General features: G+C 69.7%; 17 protein-coding genes and 1 pseudogene. 9 read left to right on the top strand and 9 right to left on the bottom strand.

Annotated elements, in window-relative coordinates; genetic code table 11:
• Positions 1-136 precede the first annotated feature (136 nt).
• Positions 137-1,033, bottom strand: a complete 897-nt coding sequence (locus tag NQK81_RS28015; protein WP_257483885.1) for an SDR family oxidoreductase — start codon at positions 1,031-1,033, stop codon at positions 137-139.
• 89 nt (positions 1,034-1,122) lie between these two features.
• Here NQK81_RS28015 and NQK81_RS28010 point away from each other — a divergent pair, with 89 nt between their 5' ends.
• From NQK81_RS28010 to NQK81_RS28000, 3 genes are all read left to right on the top strand, one after another.
• On the top strand, positions 1,123-1,743 hold the full coding sequence (locus NQK81_RS28010; RefSeq protein ID WP_257483884.1) for a TetR/AcrR family transcriptional regulator: 621 nt from the start codon (positions 1,123-1,125) through the stop codon (positions 1,741-1,743).
• A 107-nt stretch (positions 1,744-1,850) separates the two neighbouring features.
• Positions 1,851-2,348 carry a PaaI family thioesterase gene (locus NQK81_RS28005; RefSeq protein ID WP_257483883.1) on the top strand — a complete coding sequence of 166 codons (498 nt, stop codon included), beginning with the start codon at positions 1,851-1,853 and terminating at the stop codon, positions 2,346-2,348.
• A 119-nt stretch (positions 2,349-2,467) separates the two neighbouring features.
• Positions 2,468-3,589: an acyl-CoA dehydrogenase family protein gene (locus NQK81_RS28000; protein WP_257489867.1), complete on the top strand. Its 1,122-nt coding sequence runs from the start codon at positions 2,468-2,470 to the stop codon at positions 3,587-3,589.
• Positions 3,590-3,652: 63 nt separating this feature from the next.
• On the opposite strand, the gene NQK81_RS27995 is transcribed toward NQK81_RS28000, so the two are convergent.
• Positions 3,653-4,306: a TetR/AcrR family transcriptional regulator gene (locus NQK81_RS27995; protein WP_257483882.1), complete on the bottom strand. Its 654-nt coding sequence runs from the start codon at positions 4,304-4,306 to the stop codon at positions 3,653-3,655.
• A 133-nt stretch (positions 4,307-4,439) separates the two neighbouring features.
• Between NQK81_RS27995 and NQK81_RS27990 the strand changes: the two genes are divergently transcribed.
• From NQK81_RS27990 to NQK81_RS27980, 3 genes and pseudogenes are all read left to right on the top strand, one after another.
• On the top strand, positions 4,440-6,026 hold the full coding sequence (locus NQK81_RS27990; protein ID WP_257483881.1) for an MFS transporter: 1,587 nt from the start codon (positions 4,440-4,442) through the stop codon (positions 6,024-6,026).
• Positions 6,023-7,090 (top strand): BtrH N-terminal domain-containing protein, encoded by a 1,068-nt coding sequence (locus NQK81_RS27985; protein ID WP_257483880.1) that lies wholly within the window; start codon positions 6,023-6,025, stop codon positions 7,088-7,090. The genes NQK81_RS27990 and NQK81_RS27985 overlap by 4 nt, the downstream gene beginning before the upstream one ends.
• Positions 7,091-7,180: 90 nt before the next feature.
• A pseudogene (locus NQK81_RS27980) lies at positions 7,181-7,642 on the top strand (IS5 family transposase); the annotation flags it as partial.
• Between the two features lie 27 nt (positions 7,643-7,669).
• Here the strand turns inward: NQK81_RS27980 and NQK81_RS27975 are convergent.
• The 7 genes from NQK81_RS27975 to NQK81_RS27945 all read right to left on the bottom strand — a co-directional run bounded on the left by NQK81_RS27975 (position 7,670) and on the right by NQK81_RS27945 (position 14,240).
• Entirely contained in the window at positions 7,670-9,163 is a 1,494-nt protein-coding gene (locus tag NQK81_RS27975) for a tyrosine-type recombinase/integrase (protein WP_257483879.1), read from the bottom strand.
• A gap of 81 nt (positions 9,164-9,244) precedes the next feature.
• Entirely contained in the window at positions 9,245-9,406 is a 162-nt protein-coding gene (locus NQK81_RS27970; RefSeq protein ID WP_257483878.1) for a helix-turn-helix transcriptional regulator, read from the bottom strand.
• Positions 9,407-9,651: 245 nt separating this feature from the next.
• Positions 9,652-10,185, bottom strand: coding sequence for a recombinase family protein (locus NQK81_RS27965; protein ID WP_257483877.1), 534 nt, complete (start codon positions 10,183-10,185; stop codon positions 9,652-9,654).
• A 684-nt stretch (positions 10,186-10,869) separates the two neighbouring features.
• Positions 10,870-11,076, bottom strand: coding sequence for a hypothetical protein (locus NQK81_RS27960; protein ID WP_257483876.1), 207 nt, complete (start codon positions 11,074-11,076; stop codon positions 10,870-10,872).
• Between the two features lie 96 nt (positions 11,077-11,172).
• Positions 11,173-12,129, bottom strand: coding sequence for a DNA cytosine methyltransferase (locus NQK81_RS27955; RefSeq protein ID WP_257483875.1), 957 nt, complete (start codon positions 12,127-12,129; stop codon positions 11,173-11,175).
• Between the two features lie 141 nt (positions 12,130-12,270).
• Positions 12,271-13,380, bottom strand: coding sequence for a TRM11 family SAM-dependent methyltransferase (locus NQK81_RS27950; protein WP_257483874.1), 1,110 nt, complete (start codon positions 13,378-13,380; stop codon positions 12,271-12,273).
• A gap of 68 nt (positions 13,381-13,448) precedes the next feature.
• Positions 13,449-14,240, bottom strand: a complete 792-nt coding sequence (locus NQK81_RS27945; RefSeq protein WP_257483873.1) for a hypothetical protein — start codon at positions 14,238-14,240, stop codon at positions 13,449-13,451.
• Here NQK81_RS27945 and NQK81_RS27940 point away from each other — a divergent pair.
• From NQK81_RS27940 to NQK81_RS27930, 3 genes are all read left to right on the top strand, one after another.
• A complete protein-coding gene (locus tag NQK81_RS27940; RefSeq protein ID WP_257483872.1) occupies positions 14,227-14,412 on the top strand; it encodes a hypothetical protein in 186 nt (61 codons plus the stop codon). The two genes, NQK81_RS27945 and NQK81_RS27940, sit on opposite strands and share 14 nt — an antisense overlap.
• A gap of 679 nt (positions 14,413-15,091) precedes the next feature.
• Entirely contained in the window at positions 15,092-16,033 is a 942-nt protein-coding gene (locus NQK81_RS27935; RefSeq protein WP_257483871.1) for a sigma-70 family RNA polymerase sigma factor, read from the top strand.
• Between the two features lie 198 nt (positions 16,034-16,231).
• On the top strand, positions 16,232-16,555 hold the full coding sequence (locus NQK81_RS27930; RefSeq protein ID WP_257489866.1) for an Mbov_0395 family pilin-like conjugal transfer protein: 324 nt from the start codon (positions 16,232-16,234) through the stop codon (positions 16,553-16,555).
• Positions 16,556-16,606: the final 51 nt, after the last annotated feature.

Below are 16,606 nucleotides of genomic sequence, written 5' to 3'. Positions count from 1 at the left end.
GACGCCACCTCGTGCACATCCCGCCCGGCGCACACCAGCGACACCCCCCCGCCGGACCGATGCCACCGTCGGTTCGCTCGTCATCGAAGGCTCCCTTCGCGCCACCTGGCTTGTCCTCCCCCACGGCGGGGACCCGTCACTCCGTCGCGTCCACGGGGCCGGGCCGGTCGCGCTGCACCGCGCGGGCCTCGTAACCGGCCCGGGCGGCCGGATCGGCACCCGCGAGGACCCGATCCGCGCGGGAGGCCCGCAACAGAACGTCGCCGACCGCGCGCGGCACCACGGCCAGCAGCCGGTTCATCGCCCCCAGCGACCGAGGCACATACACCGCGAACCGCGGGCGGGCCACCGCGCCCACGATCGCCTCAGCCACCTGCTGCGGCGTCACCGGCCGCACCAGCGGCGACTCGCCGAGCCCCGAGGCCAGCTCGGTCCGCACCACCGTGGGCATCACACACGACACCGACACACCCGTGCCGCGCAGCTCAGCCCGCAGCGCCTCGGACAATCCCACGACGCCGTGCTTGGTGGCGCAATAGGTGGCCGCCTCGGCGAACCCGACCTTGCCCGCCTCCGAGGCCACGTTGACGATGTGGCCCCGCCCACGCGGACGCATCCGGCGTACTGCCTGCCGGCTGCCGTGGATCACGGCGTGCAGGTTGATCTCCACCTGTCGCGCCGTGACCGCCTCCGGCTCGTCGGCCAGCCGCCCCAGCGGCATGATCCCCGCGTTGTTGATCAGCACGTCGAGCGGCCCGAACGCCTCCTCGACCTGATCGAGGAAACCGGTGAACGAGTCCCGGTCGGTCACGTCCACCCGCCACACTCGCACCGCGTGCGCCTGACCCGCCTGCCCCTGTGCCGGCGAGGTGTCCAGGTCACCGATCGCCACCCTGGCCCCAGCCCGGGCCAGCGCGTCCGCGGTCGCCGCCCCGATTCCGCGCGCTCCGCCGGTGATGGCAACCACCACACCGGCCAGCGGCCGCGCGACCGGAACCCGGCGTTGCCAAAACCTGCCTACCCGCTCAGCCATGGACATCGCCTCCGCCGCTGATCGATCCATCTTCTGACAGAAACCACTGTCAGAATGCTTCTGACAGGAGACCATGTCAAGATGGGGTCATGACGACGCCTAAGCGGAGCTATCGCGGGGTCAGCGCCGAGCAGCGCCGCGACCTGCGGCGCGAGCAGTTGCTGGAGGCTGGCCTGGATCTGCTGGGCACTCAAGGGTGGCGGCAGACCACGATGACCGCGGTCTGCGCGCGTGCCGGGCTCACCGAGCGCTACTTCTACGAGAACTTCGCCCACCGCGACGAGCTGCTGCTGGCCGTCCTCGACCGGATCGCGGCGCGGATCCGGGACGTGGCGTTGCGGGCACTGGCCGGCCCGGACGGCGACCCACGCGCGAAGGCGGAGGCGGCGATCGGCGCGTTCGTCGACCTGCTCACCGACGACCCCCGGGTCGGGCGCGCGGCCATACTGGAATCCGCCGCCGCTGAACCGCTGCGCGCCCGGCGGCACGAACTGCTCGTCGGCTTCGGTCAGCTGATCGCCACCCAGGCGCGCGCCCTCTACGGCGACAACGCGCTGCCCCCGCCCCGCGACCGCATCAACGGCCTCATGCTCACCGGCGGGCTCGCCGAACTGCTCATGGCCTGGCTCAACGGGGAGATGCAGATCGACCGCCAGGACATCATCGACACCGTCGCCACGCATTTCGCCGCCACCGCACGGCGGCACTGAGTCACGGGAGGTCGTGTGACGGTGCCCACCGGAGACTTTCAGAACTCATGGTCTTACAACGAGACTAGCAGTCTCGCTGTGTTCGATAACGGAAGGACAACATCACGATGGCTGATTCGGGGGTCGCTTCGCTGCCGCCGCACCATCCGCAGTGTCTGGGCTGCGGGCCGGACAACCCGGCCGGGCTACATCTGTCCGTCTACCGCGACGGTGACGAGGTCTTCACCGACCTCGCCTTCGACGCGCGCCATCGGGGCGCTCCTGGGCTGGCGCACGGCGGCGCGATCTCCGCCGCCTGCGACGACCTGTTCGGGTTCGTGCTCTACGTCGTCGAGGAGATCGCCGTCACCCGCACGTTGACCGTCGAGTACCGCGCTCCCGTGCCGTTGGGACAGCGGCATCGCATCACCGCGCGCCTGCACCACCGGGACGGCCGGCGGCTACACCTGGAAGCCACGGGCGTCGGCGAGGACGGTGTCACGCGGTTCACCGCCCAGGCGCTGTTCATCGTCGTCGACATCGACCATTTCAGCGATCACGGCACCGAACTCGACGTCCACGCCATGTTCACCCAGCATCCCCTGCGTACCCGCGAGGGTGGCTGAGGCCGTCCACCACGGCACCACCGGCGACCTGCTCACAACACGATGAACGCGGTGCCGGTGGCTGGGGTACCGCGACACGATGAAGGAGATGCTCCGTGCCCGCACACCGCAGCCCGTGGATGACCGACGACCTCGACGCGTTCCGCGACCTCGCGCGCCAATTCTGCGAGAAAGAACTGTCGCCGAACCAGCAGCGGTGGGCGGCGCAGAAAAGCGTGGATCGCGGCCTCTGGAACAAGGCCGGGGAGGTGGGGCTGCTGTGCCTGTCGATCCCGCAGGAATACGGCGGGGGCGGTGGCAGCTTCGCCCATGAAGCCGTCCTGCTCGAAGAACAGGCCGCCAGCGGCGACAGCTGCTGGGGTGTGGGCCTGCACAACGCCATCGTGGCGCACTACCTGCTCGCCTACGGCACCGAGGGGCAGAAACGGGACTGGCTGCCCAAACTCGCCCGCGGCGACTGGGTCGGCGCCATCGCCATGACCGAACCCGGCACCGGCTCGGACCTGCAAAACGTCACCACGAAAGCCATCCGCGACGGCGACTCCTACCTCGTCAACGGCGCCAAGACCTTCATCACCAACGGCGGCCAGGCCGACCTGATCCTCGTCGTGGCCAAGACCGATCCAGCACGGGGTGCCGAGGGCATCTCGCTGATCGTGGTGGAAGCCGAACGCGACGGGTTCCGACGCGGTCGGGTCCTGGACAAGGTCGGCCTGAAAGGACAGGACACCGCCGAACTGTTCTTCGACGACGTCCGCGTCCCGACCGGTCACCTCCTCGGTGAGGTCGAGGGCCACGGTTTCCTCCAGCTGATGCAGCAGCTCCCGCAGGAGCGGCTGCTCATCGGCATCGCCTCCGTCGCGGCCATGGAACTCGCCCTACGCGACACACTCGACTACACCCGCAGCCGCACGGCGTTCGGCCGGGACATCTTCTCCTTCCAGAACACCAAGTTCACCCTCGCCGAAGCGGCGACCGAAACGCGGGTGGCCCGCGTGTTCCTCGACGACTGCATCAGCAAACACCTCGACGGCACGCTCGACGTCCCGACCGCGGCCATGCTCAAATGGTGGTCCAGCGACCGCGCCATGCGAGTCATCGACGACTGCGTCCAGCTCCACGGCGGCTACGGCTACATGAGCGAGTACCGCATCGCCCGTGCATGGACCGACCAGCGGGTGCAGAAGATCTACGGCGGCACCAACGAGATCATGAAAGAGATCATCGCCCGTACGCTATGACCTCGGCATGCGCGGGACTCCACGGCGGGCACGGCTCGATCGGCCGCGCGGGGCCGGCGGAACTCACGTCCGGCGGGTGTTGGCGGCCAGGAAGTCGTCGACAACGCGGGCGCAGAAGGTCTCGTCGTTGGGAAGGCCGGTGACCAGGCGGTTGAACACGACCGGCCCGACAAGCTGAGCCAGCGCCGCGGTGGTGTCGATGTCGGCGCCCAGTACCTTGCGGGCGTCGTCACCGGTGAGAATAGTGTCGAAGGGCCGCCGGTAGAGTTCGACGATGCGGCGCCGCAACGTGCGCATCCACGGCCGGGCGGTATCCGGCTGGTCGATGCCGGGCAGGTCGTCCGGTTGTGCCGGCAAGGTGCTCATCCCCACCCAGGACAGCACAGTGAGCTGCAGCGGGGCGTGGTCGATGAGCTGGGCCTGGTTGACGAGCAGGGTGAGCAGCCGACGCCGCAGCGTGCCCCGGGCGGGAGCCGGCGGCACGGGCGGCAACAGTTTCTCGAAGGCCGCGGCCACCAACTCGGTGCCAGTGCCGAAATGGCGGTAGAGCGTGGCGCGGGCGACACCGGCGGTGCGGGTGACCGCGTCGATGGTGACCGCGTCGACGCCGCCCTCGGCGAGCAGCCGGGTGGCCGCGTCGATCAGCAGTGCCCGCGACTGCGCCGGTCGCGGGTCCTCACGTGGCGTGCGTGGTGAGCGGGTGGTGGGTGTGGGCATTGGTCTCCCTACTGGCCGACATCCTAGTAGCGCAGCGTTTCACCAGGACGGCGAGTGTGCTCGAGCAGGTGTTGTGAACTGTCAGTCTAGGTCCGATACTGGGAGTCTCATAACCGTGTAGGAGTCGTGGGTGATGCGCGTGCCGGAACCAACCGCCAGGTCGCGGCCGTGGCGCCAGATGTGGACACTGACGGTGTCGTGTCTGGCAGTGGCGCTGGTGATGGCGGCGGTGGCGTCGCTGACCACGGCTCTGCCCGGCCTCGCCGGGGACACCGGGGCCAGCCAGACGCAGCTGACGTGGATCGTGGACGCCTACACCCTGGTGCTGGCCTGTGCGCTGCTGCCGGCGGGCGCGGTCGGCGACCGCTACGGTCGGCGAGGCGTGCTGGTGATCGGGCTCGTGGTGTTCGCGGTCGGGTCGGCCCTGCCGACGGTCGTCACCTCGCCAGGCTGGGTGATCGCCTGCCGCGCCGTCAGTGGACTGGGGGCGGCCCTGGTGATGCCCGCGACGTTGTCCATCCTGACCGCGGAATTCCCGCCGCGACAGGCCTCGCGCGCGGTGGGGGTGTGGGCGGGCTTCGCCGGTGCGGGCGCGGTGCTGGGCATCCTCGGCGCCGGGATGTTGTTGCAGACCTGGTCATGGCGGGCGGTGTTCGCCGCCACGGCGATCCTGGCCCTGCTGTTGCTGGCAGGGGCCTTCGCCGTGCCACCCTCTCGGGAACCGGACACCCAGCCGCTGGACGTCCCCGGCGCGGCGCTGAGCGCGACGGCGATCGGCCTCGTGGTGTTCGGCATGATCGAAGCACCCGACCGAGGCTGGGACAGCGTCCTGGTCATCGGCGCGCTCAGCGGCGCCGTCCTCGCCGCGGCCGGATTCATCCTCGTCGAGCGTCGCCACCGTGCGCCGCTGCTGGATGTGCGACTGTTCACCGAACGCGCGTTCGGCACCGGCGCCGGGTCGCTGGTCGTGCAGTTCCTGGCCGCGTTCGGGCTGTTCTTCGTAGTGATGCAGCACCTGCAACTCGTCTGGAACTACTCGCCGCTGGACGCCGGTCTGGCACTGACCCCCATGGCCGTCCCGCTGGTCGTGGTGGCGGTGCTCGCGCCGTGGCTGACCGAGCGGCTCGGGCTGAGGCTGATGACCTGTACCGGGTTGGGGCTGGTCGCCGTCGCCCTGGCCGGAGTGGCCGGCCTCGGAGTCGAGGAGAACTACCCACGTCTGGCGGTGTTCATCATCATGTTCGGGCTCGGCCTGGGAATAAGCGCCACCCCGGCCACCGCCGCCATCGTGCACGGGGTCCCCCGCGCGAAACAAGGTGTCGCCTCCGCGGTCAACGACGCCACCCGCGAAATCGGCGCGGCACTCGGGATCGCGCTGGCCGGCAGCCTGCTCGCCAGCGGCTACCGCACCGGCATCATGCTCGACGCTGCCACCCTGCCCGAGCCGGACAGGACCCTGGCCACCGACTCCTTGACCGCGGCACTGCACGTCGCCACCACCCAGGCAGACCCCGCTCTGGCGGCCGCGGCCCGCCGGGCGTTCACCGAGGGCATGCACGACTCGCTGCTCACCCTGGCCGCCGTCACCGCCACGGCCACGATCGTGCTCGCCCTGCGAGCTCCCGGGCGCCCGCGCGCGAAACCCGCGCACGCTCCCTCGACACCAACGGCCGAAACCCCCGGACCCAGCGCCCTCGATCAGTCAAGGAGCACGTCGTGACCGACCAGCAACTCATCGGCAACTACCCGCACCAAGTGGCCGGACACTGCGGCTCCGGAGCGCTGCGTGATCTGATGCAGTGGGCCGGACTGTCCTACGACTCCACGCCACTCAGCGAAGGCACGATCTTCGGCCTCGGCGGAGAGCTCGGATTCAGCTATCTGCGCCACTCCGCCATGTCCCCACCGATCTACCTCGTCGGCCGCGGCCCCGACCTCACCGGCCACTTCACCCGTCGACTCGGGATCACCGCCACCCAGCACGCCACCGACGACCCCGACGAGGGCTGGGCCTGGGTCCGCGACGAACTCGACCAGGGCCATCCCGTCCTCTGCTGGGCCGACATCGCCGAACTCCCCTACCTGCGCGTCCGGCTGAGCATGAGCCGCCACGACATCGTCATCATCGGCTACAACGACCACACCCGCACCGCCACCGTCATCGACAACGACCGTGCCGACCCGCAACCCGTCCCCTATGACGCGCTCGCCCGCGCCCGCAGCTCTACCGGATTCCCCGCACCCACCCGACACACCACCTACCGGCTGCGCTACCCCACCCAACTCCCGCCTCTGTCCAGCACCGCCGCCGACGCCTGCGACGCCGCCGCCTCCGCACTGCGACACCCCGAACCCATGCTGACCGGCGATCTCGACACCACACCCGAACTCGTGCACGGCTACGGCCTCAACGGCGTCACCACCTTCGTCGACGACCTCCACCAGTGGTCCGACCTCTTCCCACCCGACCAGCTCGACACCGTGCTGCGCGCCCTAGCCGCCTTCATCGACAAAGCCGGCACCGGCGGCGGCCTCTTCCGTCGCCTGCAAGCCGACTACCTGCACTACCTCGCCCGCCACACCCACCTGCCCACCGCACAACAGGCAGCCGACACCTACTCTCAACTCGCACAAGTCTGGAGCGACCTCGCCACCACCGCCACCACCGATATCGACATCACCACCCGAATCGCTGCCCTCACCGACACAGCCCAACAGCTCCCCGCCCTCGAACAACGCGGCGCCGACGACCTCCATATCCTCGCCCGCGACCTCACGACCTGACACTCGCTTTGGTCGCGCACGCCAATCCAGCCCCCGGCACTCTTGTCGCGGGTCGGGACTGTGGGGCGGGTCTATCCCGTGATCGGTGTTTCCGGCCCCAGCCCGGTCGACCGAGCCCGTATCGGGTCGAAACACCACGTGATCACCGACGGCACCGGCATCCCCTTGGCGGCCACCCTGACCGGCGGGACCCGGCACGACGTCACCCAGCTGATGCCGCTGATCCACGCGATTCCGCCGGTCCGGGGCCGCCGTGGGCGACCCCGCCGCCGACCACAACGGCTCTACGCCGACCGCGCCTACGACCACGACAAGTACCGCAAACTGGTCCGCGCCGCCGAAATCACGCCTCTCATCGCCCGCCGAGGCCAGGAACACGGCTCCGGCCTCGGCGTTCACCGCTGGGTCGTCGAAGGCGCCTTCGCCTTACTGCACTGGTTCCGGCGTCTACGCATCCGCTGGGAAATCCGCGACGACATCCACGAAGCCTTCCTCACCCTCGGCTGCGCCATCATCTGCTGGCGCAGACTCAAAGCCTACTCAATCTGTTAGGACCCCTAAGTCCTCCTAGCCTCCCCGTCAGGCGGCCGGCGGTAGCTTCCTGTTCTTTCGGCGCGGGATGATCGAGGCGGCCGCTTCGGCGGTTTCGCGGGCGAGCTCGGGCAGGACGTGGGTGTAGGTGTCGGCGGTGATGGCGATGCTGGAGTGTCCGAGAAGTTCCTGGACCTGTTTGAGGTCGGCTCCGGCGGCGATCATGAGGGTAGCGGCACCGTGGCGGAGGTCGTGCAGGCGTACGGGCGGGAGGCCTGCGGCTTCGGCGATGGCATGGAAGGCGTCGCTGAGGTGTGAGGGTTGCAAGGGTTTGCCGTCGGGTTCGGTGCAGACTAGGCCGTTCTCGATCCACGCGTCGCCCGCTGCCACACGCTGGCCCTCCTGTCGCTGCTTGTGTGTGGCGAGGACGTCGGTGGTGTCGTTATCGAGGGCGATGACCCGGCCGCTGGCTTCGCTCTTGGGTTCGCCGAATTCGGCCCGCCAGCCGATTTGGACCAGCGCCGCGGTGATGGTGATGCTGTTGCGCGCGAGGTCGACGTCCCACCAGGACAGACCGCAGGCTTCACCGCGCCGTAGTCCTCGGTAGGCGATGAGGTGCAGCAGTACGTAGTAGGGGTGGTCGACGGCGTGGTCGAGGAACCGCCCGGTCTGCTCGGGTGTCCACACCATGACCCGGGAAGGCTTCTGCCCGGTGCGTTGCCACCGTTCGACGCGTTCTGGGGTCCAGAGCAACGCTTTCGGCCGCCGCCCGGATGGCAGTTCGACGTAGGAGGCGGGGTTGAAGGTGATGGGCAGTCGTGGGTCGCGGATGGCGGCGTTGAGTGCGGTGCGGAGGGTGGCGCGGTAGCGCTGCATAGTGGCGTCGCTCAATGTCCGCATGCCGTGCACGCTCTTGCGGATGTCGGGATCGTCGCTGGCTTTCGCGGCAAGAATGGTGTCGTTGCGTTCGGCCATCGCGTCGAACATGCGTGAGATGTGCACGACGGTGAGTTCGTCGAGCCGGTAGTGGCCCAGGTACGGGATGAGCCAGAGTCGGATGTGGCTGCTGTAGGAGAGCTGGGTGGTACTGCGGAGTTTCTTCTTCCGCCCGGCGAACCACGTGGTCAGCCACTCACCGACGGTGGGAACCTGGCTGGCATCGACGATCCCGGCGTCGAGCTGCGCGCCGATGGTTCCCGATGACGGGAGTGGCTCCCCGGTTTTGAGGTGCTTGTCGATGAGGTCGCCGATCGCGACGATGGCGGCGGCGCCATAGGATTCGGCGACGTCAATCAAGGCCGCCATATTGTCCAGTTCAGCCTGGGCGTCGGTCTGTGACTCGTGCCCGCCACGCCTGCGGGTACGGCGGGTGCCGTCGGCGCGGGCGGGTAGTTCGGCTTGGTAGTACCAGGAGCCGTGGTCGGAGCTCCAGGCTCCGTTGCGGCGTTTGAGTTTCCGGCACGCCGACCCGAGTGGTTTACCGGTGTCTGGGTGCTTGCAGGTGCAGCGTTTGTAGGTGCTGCCCGAGAAGTTCTGTGCCATCGGATTCGTTCCTGCCGTAATCAGTTGATGCGTGTTTCGGACAGCGCCTATCGACGCTCCTGTGAGGACAGAGAGGAACCATCAGCCACGAGGCTCTTCGTCCAGTTCGAGGAATTCCGCCAGCCGGGCGACCACGACCCGGTAGTTACGGCCGACTCGTTTCAGCGGAACAGGAAACGTTCCCTCGCGGGCGAGTCGGTAGGCCGTTGTGCGGCCGACACCGAGTACCCGGGCGGCTGTCATCAAGTCGGTGGTGACGCCGAGGCTCCATAATTGGGAGGAAACGGCGGTGGTCGCGGTGTGAGTTTCGGGTGCGTCACCAGCGTGGTGGCCACAGTCGCGCAGGGCGGACTCCTTAGTTCCCGCGTGGCCCTCGGAAGTCACGTGGCCAACGACGACTTGTCCTGAGGTTGCCGACAGGTCGGGCGGCCGGTGCGCTGACGACGTTGTGTGAGTCGCCGATGCCGTGGTATTCGGGCGCAATGTCGTCATGGCGTGTTCCGCTCTACGCGGGATGTGGAACCGGGATTTGTTGGCACTAGGCGACGCGGGAGGCACCGAACGCTGGTGGCCGGGTCTTGAGCGGCCCAGAACAATGCGGGGGTGATCAGGGCGCGGTGCGCGGGCTGGTCGGAGAGCACCCAGTGCTCGGCGGGGCGGAAGGCGCCGTGTTCGTCGCGGGTACCGGTGGCTTGGTAGCCGGTGTACTTGATGTCGGTCAGGATCGCGGCTACTGCGTCGGGCGGCCAGGAGGAGTGAGTTCCGGGCGGCGGGTAGCGGTCGTGGTCAGTGTCGAGCCGCGCGGTGATGTCCTCCACGGACAAGCCGGTGATCGCGCGCCAGTAGAAGACGTCTTGCACCACTAGAGCGCGGCGTGGGTCTGGTGTCAGGCGAGTGCGAGGTGTTCCGCGGCGGCTTCGTGCTCCGCTCACGGTCATCGTGGTGTAGCCGTACGGCGGGTGGTGAACGTTCCAGCCCGCGCGGATCAGGACGGCGATCGCCTCGGCCGAACGTCGTGTCAACGGCTGCTGCGCGGGCTGGACGCCGGAAGGCGTGTGGCTGGTGAGTGAGCGGTTTGGTGGCCGCCGGAGGCAGTGGCGGGCGGTTCGGGCCCAGCGGCGCAGATGGGCCGCTGGGTGGCGTGTCCAGCTGTGTACGGGCATGACGAAGAAACCCTTCAAGAAGTCGAGGTGTGGAAGCGGGTGGAGCGTGGCGCTCCGGGGCGGGCTCGGTGGTGTCCTCGCCCCGGAGCGCCACGGGTTCAGCGCCGTTTGCGGGGATTGCTGCGGCGGGTGTGCGCGGCGGGTATGGCCTGGGCGGTGCCCGCCGGATGCGTCAAACCACTGTCCGCCCGGGGCGGGCGACTCGCTCGGGAGCCGCCTGTCCTGCGGCGGCGGGCTGGCCGGCGGCTGGCAGGGTGAAGGTGCAGGTGAGTGAGGTCGTCCAGCAGGTGACGTAATGCGCGCGCGGCTTGCTGGGGCATGACTCCGTTGCCCAGTGCGCGAAGTCGCGCTGTGCGGGGCAGCTCGAGGTGCTCGGCGGTGACCCAGCCTGGGGGCAGGCCCATGAGCCACTCGACGAACGGTGGCGCGAGCACGGGGCGCCCGTGCCGGCCGGGCTGGGTCGGGTACGGCGCTGCGCGGCCGGTGATGAGTTCCCATCGGTGCACGGCGGCGGCGTACTCGCCCCAGTCCACCGGCCTGGGTTCACCGCGTGCTGTGCGGCGGGCGCGCGGTGCGCGGGCGGTCGTCATGGTCCTTCACCTTCTTCCGCGCTCGGGACTTCGGTGCGGGTGTGGTGACGGCGATGACGACCGAGGGCAGCATCAGGTCGCCCTTCGAGCCGCGCTGCGCGGGACAGCCTTTGGTGCCGTCGGTCGCGCGCGGGGTCGGCAGAAGTCGTGGAGTGTCCATGAGGGTTGGGCCTCCTTGTGCTGGAGATTCGGTGGGCGGACCGTGGTGCGCGGTCAGGTGTCGGCGGCAGTGCACCAGGCACCAGCGGAGAGGCAGCTATCGATCTCTCCGCTGTGGGCCGCGGCGCACCACGGTCCGTCCGTCGGTGGCGTCGGTGTGCTCAGGGCGCGGGCGCGGTCGGGCAGTGACGGTCCGCCGTCGTGTGTGTCGTGGGTGCAGTTCTTCGCGTCCGAGGCGGTCGGGGTCGGTAGCAGCCGCACCGAGTCGGTCAGCGTCACGCATCCGGCGGGGATCGGGCGGCCCGGCTTCTGCACCGTCTGGATCGCCGCCGACCGCGAGTCCGCCGCCGTCGGAGTCGGCAGTACGTGCGCCGCCTTGGCGACCGAGTCGACCGCGTCGTTGAGGTTGACCTGATGTCCGCCCGCCCGTCGCCGTGCTGGGTCGACGGGGCCGCGGGGTTCGCCGTCGCGGGCCTGCGGGGTCGGCATCATCCGCATCCCGTCCCGGGGCGGGGACGGCACACAGGAACACGCGTTCGCGGCGGTGGGCGGCGCCGATGTCGGCGGCTCGTACGCAACGCCAGACCGCGTCATACCCCGCTTCGGCCAGCCCTGCGAGTACACGGTCGAGGCCGCCGTTTTTCCAGCGGAGGGCGGCGACGTTCTCCACGACGACGAGGCGGGGTCGTAGTAGGCGAATGGCGTCCAGGATGTTGCTCCACAGTCCACTGCGAGCGCCTTTCTCGATGCCCGCGCGCCGACCGGCGGCGGAAATGTCCTGACAGGGGAAGCCCGCCGTGAGCACCTCGACCGGTGCGACGGAGGTGAAGTCGACCGCGCGCAGGTCGCCCAGGTTCGGCACGCCGGGCAGGCGCGCGGCGAGGATCGCGGCCGCGTGCGGGTCGACCTCCGAGTACCAGGCGATGCGGCCGCCGAGCACGGCGGCGACGCCGAGGTCGAGACCGGCCACTCCGGTGCACAGCGACCCGATCACCGGGCCGTCGGTCGCGACGAACCGCAGCGGATCCACAGCGTCGGTGTGGCGCTCAGGCATGGTGTGCCTCCCGCGCGACGGGTCGCCGGTCCGAGTCGTTGCCCGGCGGCGGGCAGCGGTGTCGGGTGGCGGCGCGCCGGGCTGTGGCGGGATGCCGGAAGTGCGCGTCCCAGCCGCAGTCCCGGCAGTGCACCCGCGTGCTCACGACGCCCCCCGCCCACGACTCGCGCCCCCGTCGCCCGACAAGGCCGACGTGCCGCTGGGTGCGAGGGGCTTGGCCAGGACGATGACGTCCTCGTGCGCGATCAGATGCAAGGGCAGGCCCTGCTCGCGCTGTTTGCGGATGAAGTCGCGCTGGAAGAAGCTCCCGCGGGCGACCAGTTCGCGGTCGGCGAGGCGGGCCAGCAGGGCGACGCAGCGTTCGACCGGTACCAGCCCGGCGGCCTGGCCGCAGGCGATGATCTGCGAGGGCAGGTCAATGAGCTCCGAATGCTCGCGCCACGGGCGGACGGTGATCGCGATGTGCCCGCCGGGGCGCAGCACGGCCGCGCAGCCGGTGAGGATGCGGGTGAAGCCGGCCAGCAGCCGGTGGTGGCCGACGTTGGCGAGGTTCCCGCGATCCAGCGCGGAGCCGTAGCGGTGGTGGTACTTGTGCACTTTCCCGTCATGTGAGTCGGTGGTGGCGGTGACGACCTGCCCATGCGTGGACGGCCCATACGGCGGAGAGGTGATCACGAGCGCGACCTGGCCGCGGTATTTCGCGGGTAGCAGGGACGGCAGCTGCCGGGCGTCGCCGTGCACGATCTCGCCGTCGTGCTCGTGGCCGCGTTCCCGGGCCAGGTCGAGGTTCGCTTGGGCGACGCTGACCCAGTGCGGTTCGTACTCGACACCGACCGTGCGGCGCCCGGCGTCGATCGCCTCCACGAGGGTGGTTCCGGATCCGGCCATCGGGTCGAACACCAGCTCCCCGGGGCGGGTGTAGGCGCGGATGGCGTGCGCGGCCACGGCCGGGAGCATCTTTGCCGGGTGCGCGGTCGACTCGGGCACGTAGCGGCCTTTGCGCTGGGAGGCTGGGGAGGTCTGCGCGGTCGTCCACACCGACAACGGCAGCTCGCCGGCATCGAACGCACCGGTCGGGTTGGCCGGGTCGTGTCCGGTCGTGATGTCCGTCCGTGCCGCGCTGGTGTCGCTAGCGTTGTCGAGGGTGTCGATGAGCGCGCGGGAGATCGGCACGGTCGGGTCGGCGCTGCTGTGGGTGGTCGAGCTGGTCGCGTCGGCGGCGATCGATGCTGCGGAGTGCTGGTGGGACATGAGGGCGCTGCCTTTCGCTGGTGCGGGAGTGGCCGGGGACGGCCAGGCCGGGTGCGGCAGGTGCGGGGTCACTGGTCACCTCCAGTGCCGGGCGCGGCGGTCACCGGACCGGTCCCGCTGGGCGGTGTGCCGGGGTCGGCCGGTTGCGCGAACGCGAGGACATCGCCATGCGCGCGCAGGTGCGGTGCGGGCAGTCCGCGGACCGCCGCGCGATGCCGGGCGCGGTCGTACTCGGTGGCCACCGCCGCGCTCGGCGCGAGATTGAGACGTCCCCTCTCCACGAGAGCGTGCAACGTGACGATGTGCTGCAGGTAGAGCAGATCGGCGTGCTGCGCAGCGGCGACGATCGCGCCGGTCGGGTCGACCAGCCGACCCCGCGTCCAGTCACCGTGCGTGTACACCGCGAGGATGCCGCCATGGCGCAGACGGTTCGCCGCCAGTAGCGCGAGCCGGTCCAGCGACACCGACTCGGCGGAGTGGTCGGGCAGGGACACGATCACGAGATCCGCCCGCGCGCCGTGCTCGGACTCCGGTCCTTCCGCGCTGCCGGGGACACCGGTGCGCGCCAGGGCCGACGGTGTTCCGGCCAGCGCCGCGGACGGGTCGGTCGCCTCGGTGACGAGGTCAGCCCAGAACGGGCGCGACGACACGGCGGAGCCGCCGTCGCCTGTGTGGAAGGTGAGTGTGTCGGCGGTGCGGCCGAGCGCGCACACCGCCTCCCGCGCCGCCACCAACGACGCCTCGCCGGTCGTCGCCGAGCCGTCCGCACCGGAGGTCAACGCTGCGGCCGGAGCGGGGTCGAGGTCTACCAGGACGACGTGCGCACCGGGGTCGGTGAACGCCGCCGTGACGGACTCCACGATCGGTACCGGCCACACCGCGTGCGCGTCGATCGAGTCCGGCCCGCACGTCCACACCGTCGCCGGAGTCGGCGCGGTCGACGACGGCGCCGGGCGCCGGCGCGACGAGGTCCGTGTGCCCTCTGGACGCGAGGTGCTGTCGGTCCCACCGGCACCTGCCGTGGTGCTGTGAACGTGGGCTCCGGGGTAGGGAGCGCGGTCGCCACCGCGCCGGGTGCGCGGCGGGCGAGTTGAGTCTGTGCGGCGACCGGGGCGGCCATCCGGCGACTGCGGACGAGGGGACATCAGGACCTCCGAACACGAGTTGCCACCACGTATGCGGGCGTGTGGCGCTGTCACCCCCTAACTCCGCGAAAAACGTCGATTTTGGACATGTGGTATCGGAAATTTTCAGATTAATTTGCTAAACCGGCTCGCGGCGCACCGAATGCGTCAACGCTTTCAGAATCTGATTGCACACTGAGGGTTCATTGCACCGCCCGACCGCGCGCCTGTCGAGCCGGAAGCTTGAGGCGCCGCCGCACGAAGCCTGAACCGAACAGCTCGCATGTGCAGCTCTAAGCCCTTTGTTCTCCGTCGAAGACGGCGCCTCGCGATGGGATTCTCGCGCCAGGCAGCACGCTGACCTTTGCTCACGACTCCGAGCATTGAGGCGCTTTTGAGGCGCCCGCGAAGCGGTCTTGAGGCGGCTTGGAGGCGGTTTTGAGGCGCCGATTATGGCTTTCTTCGAGGCGTCCTTATTTTGCCTTTTAGGGAGTGTGGCCGACATGGACTCATCGTTATCGAACGTCGAGCCCGAACCGGGCTCTTTCTCTGCCCGCCGGGGCCGTGGCACAGGCATAGAGGGCGGGGTGTTCGATGTCGCGGCGGTCAGCTTTGAGTGGCTGGTGACCGGCCCGCGTCCGGTGTGTGTGAACGGCGCCGAGATCGCGGGGCTGCCCGCTCGGCCGGTGCCGCTGGATGAGCTGGGTGCGGTGCTGGTGGCCGAGGAGTGCACGCAGGCCGTGCGGGACGCGGCGTGGACCTATCTGGTCACCCGCGCGCGAACCGAGCGCGGCACGTGGACCGTCGCGTGCGTCGGGCTGGCGCTGCCCGTACTGCTGTCCGTCGCGACGGCCTTGACCAAAGGGTTCCGCGGCGACAAGCACGACATCCACGCCGACATCTTGACCGGGTTCCTGCAGTGGCTGAACGAGGTCGATCTGGACCGGCCGGCGATCCTCGCGCGTCTGCGGTGGGCGGCTTTCCGCCACGGCTATCTCGCGTTGCGCGAGGCTCTCGACGCCCCGCTGCTGACCGAGGAATTGGACGAGCTCTCGGCAAGATCCGCTCGTTTCCGCTCGGCACCGCCTCAGCGACTGGGCGGACATCCCGAGGACTTGCTGATGGCCGCCGTCCGCGACGGTGTCATCACCCTCGAGGAGGCCGCCCTGATCTGGGACACCCGCTTCGGCGAGGTGCCGATCGAGGACGCCGGAGGGCCTCTCGGCCGTGACGGGTGGGCGATCCGGAAGGTACGCAGCCGCGCTGAACAGCGCCTGGTTTCCGACCTGACCAGACACGAGGAAAACCCTGCTGGATCGGTGCCCCGCGTCCGCCAGGCACCGCTATTGATCCCTGCCTGGCTCCGCTGTCTTCCACGTCTTGCCGAGGCTCCCGTGCCGCGAACGAGTCCGCGATCGGACCTCGCTGCGCGCGGAACCCAGCTGCCCGCGGACCCCCGTTTCCGCACCAGCCGTATCGGCTCCGCTGCGCTCGCGCAGACCAGCCGGGAGGTGAACTCATGCGACTGACACCACGGCCGCCCGTTCTGTCCAGCCCGCCTCACGGTTCGCCGCATCGCATCCCGCCGCCGCGGAACCCAGACCACCGCCGTGTGCCCCGGCGAGGCACGTCCTCGGACGATGCCCGCCCCCGACCGGCCATGCCACTGTGCCCGTTCTGCCACTACGCGGCCCCGGCTTCGTCACTGTGTGACCCGTCGTCGGGTAGTGCTGCTGCTCGGGTGGCTGGTCGCCGCCGGGGTCCTGCTGACATCCTCGGCCGCGCGGGCGGAGACCGTCCACTATGTCGCGCTCGCGGCGACCGTCGATCAGGTCCTCAACAACATCCGTAACTGGATCATGGGGATCTTGGCCGGGGTCGCGGTCGTGTTCATCACCATCGGCGGCCTGCGCTACCTGATGGCCTCGGGTGACCCCGGCGAAATCGAGAAGGCCAAGGGCGCGTTCAAAGCCGCCGGCATCGGCTTCGGGCTCGCCGCGCTCGCCCCGCTCGTGGTCGAGATCCTCAAGGGCATCGTGGGCGGGGTGTGAGCGATGACCACCCCACGCCACACACCGTCCTTCCCTCCACGCGACCCCGCC

Source organism: Amycolatopsis roodepoortensis, assembly GCF_024628825.1.
Classification (GTDB): Bacteria; Actinomycetota; Actinomycetes; order Mycobacteriales; family Pseudonocardiaceae; genus Amycolatopsis; species Amycolatopsis roodepoortensis.
The sequence above is the reverse complement of the archived record's forward strand: the minus strand, read 5'-3'. Positions and strand labels throughout refer to the sequence as shown.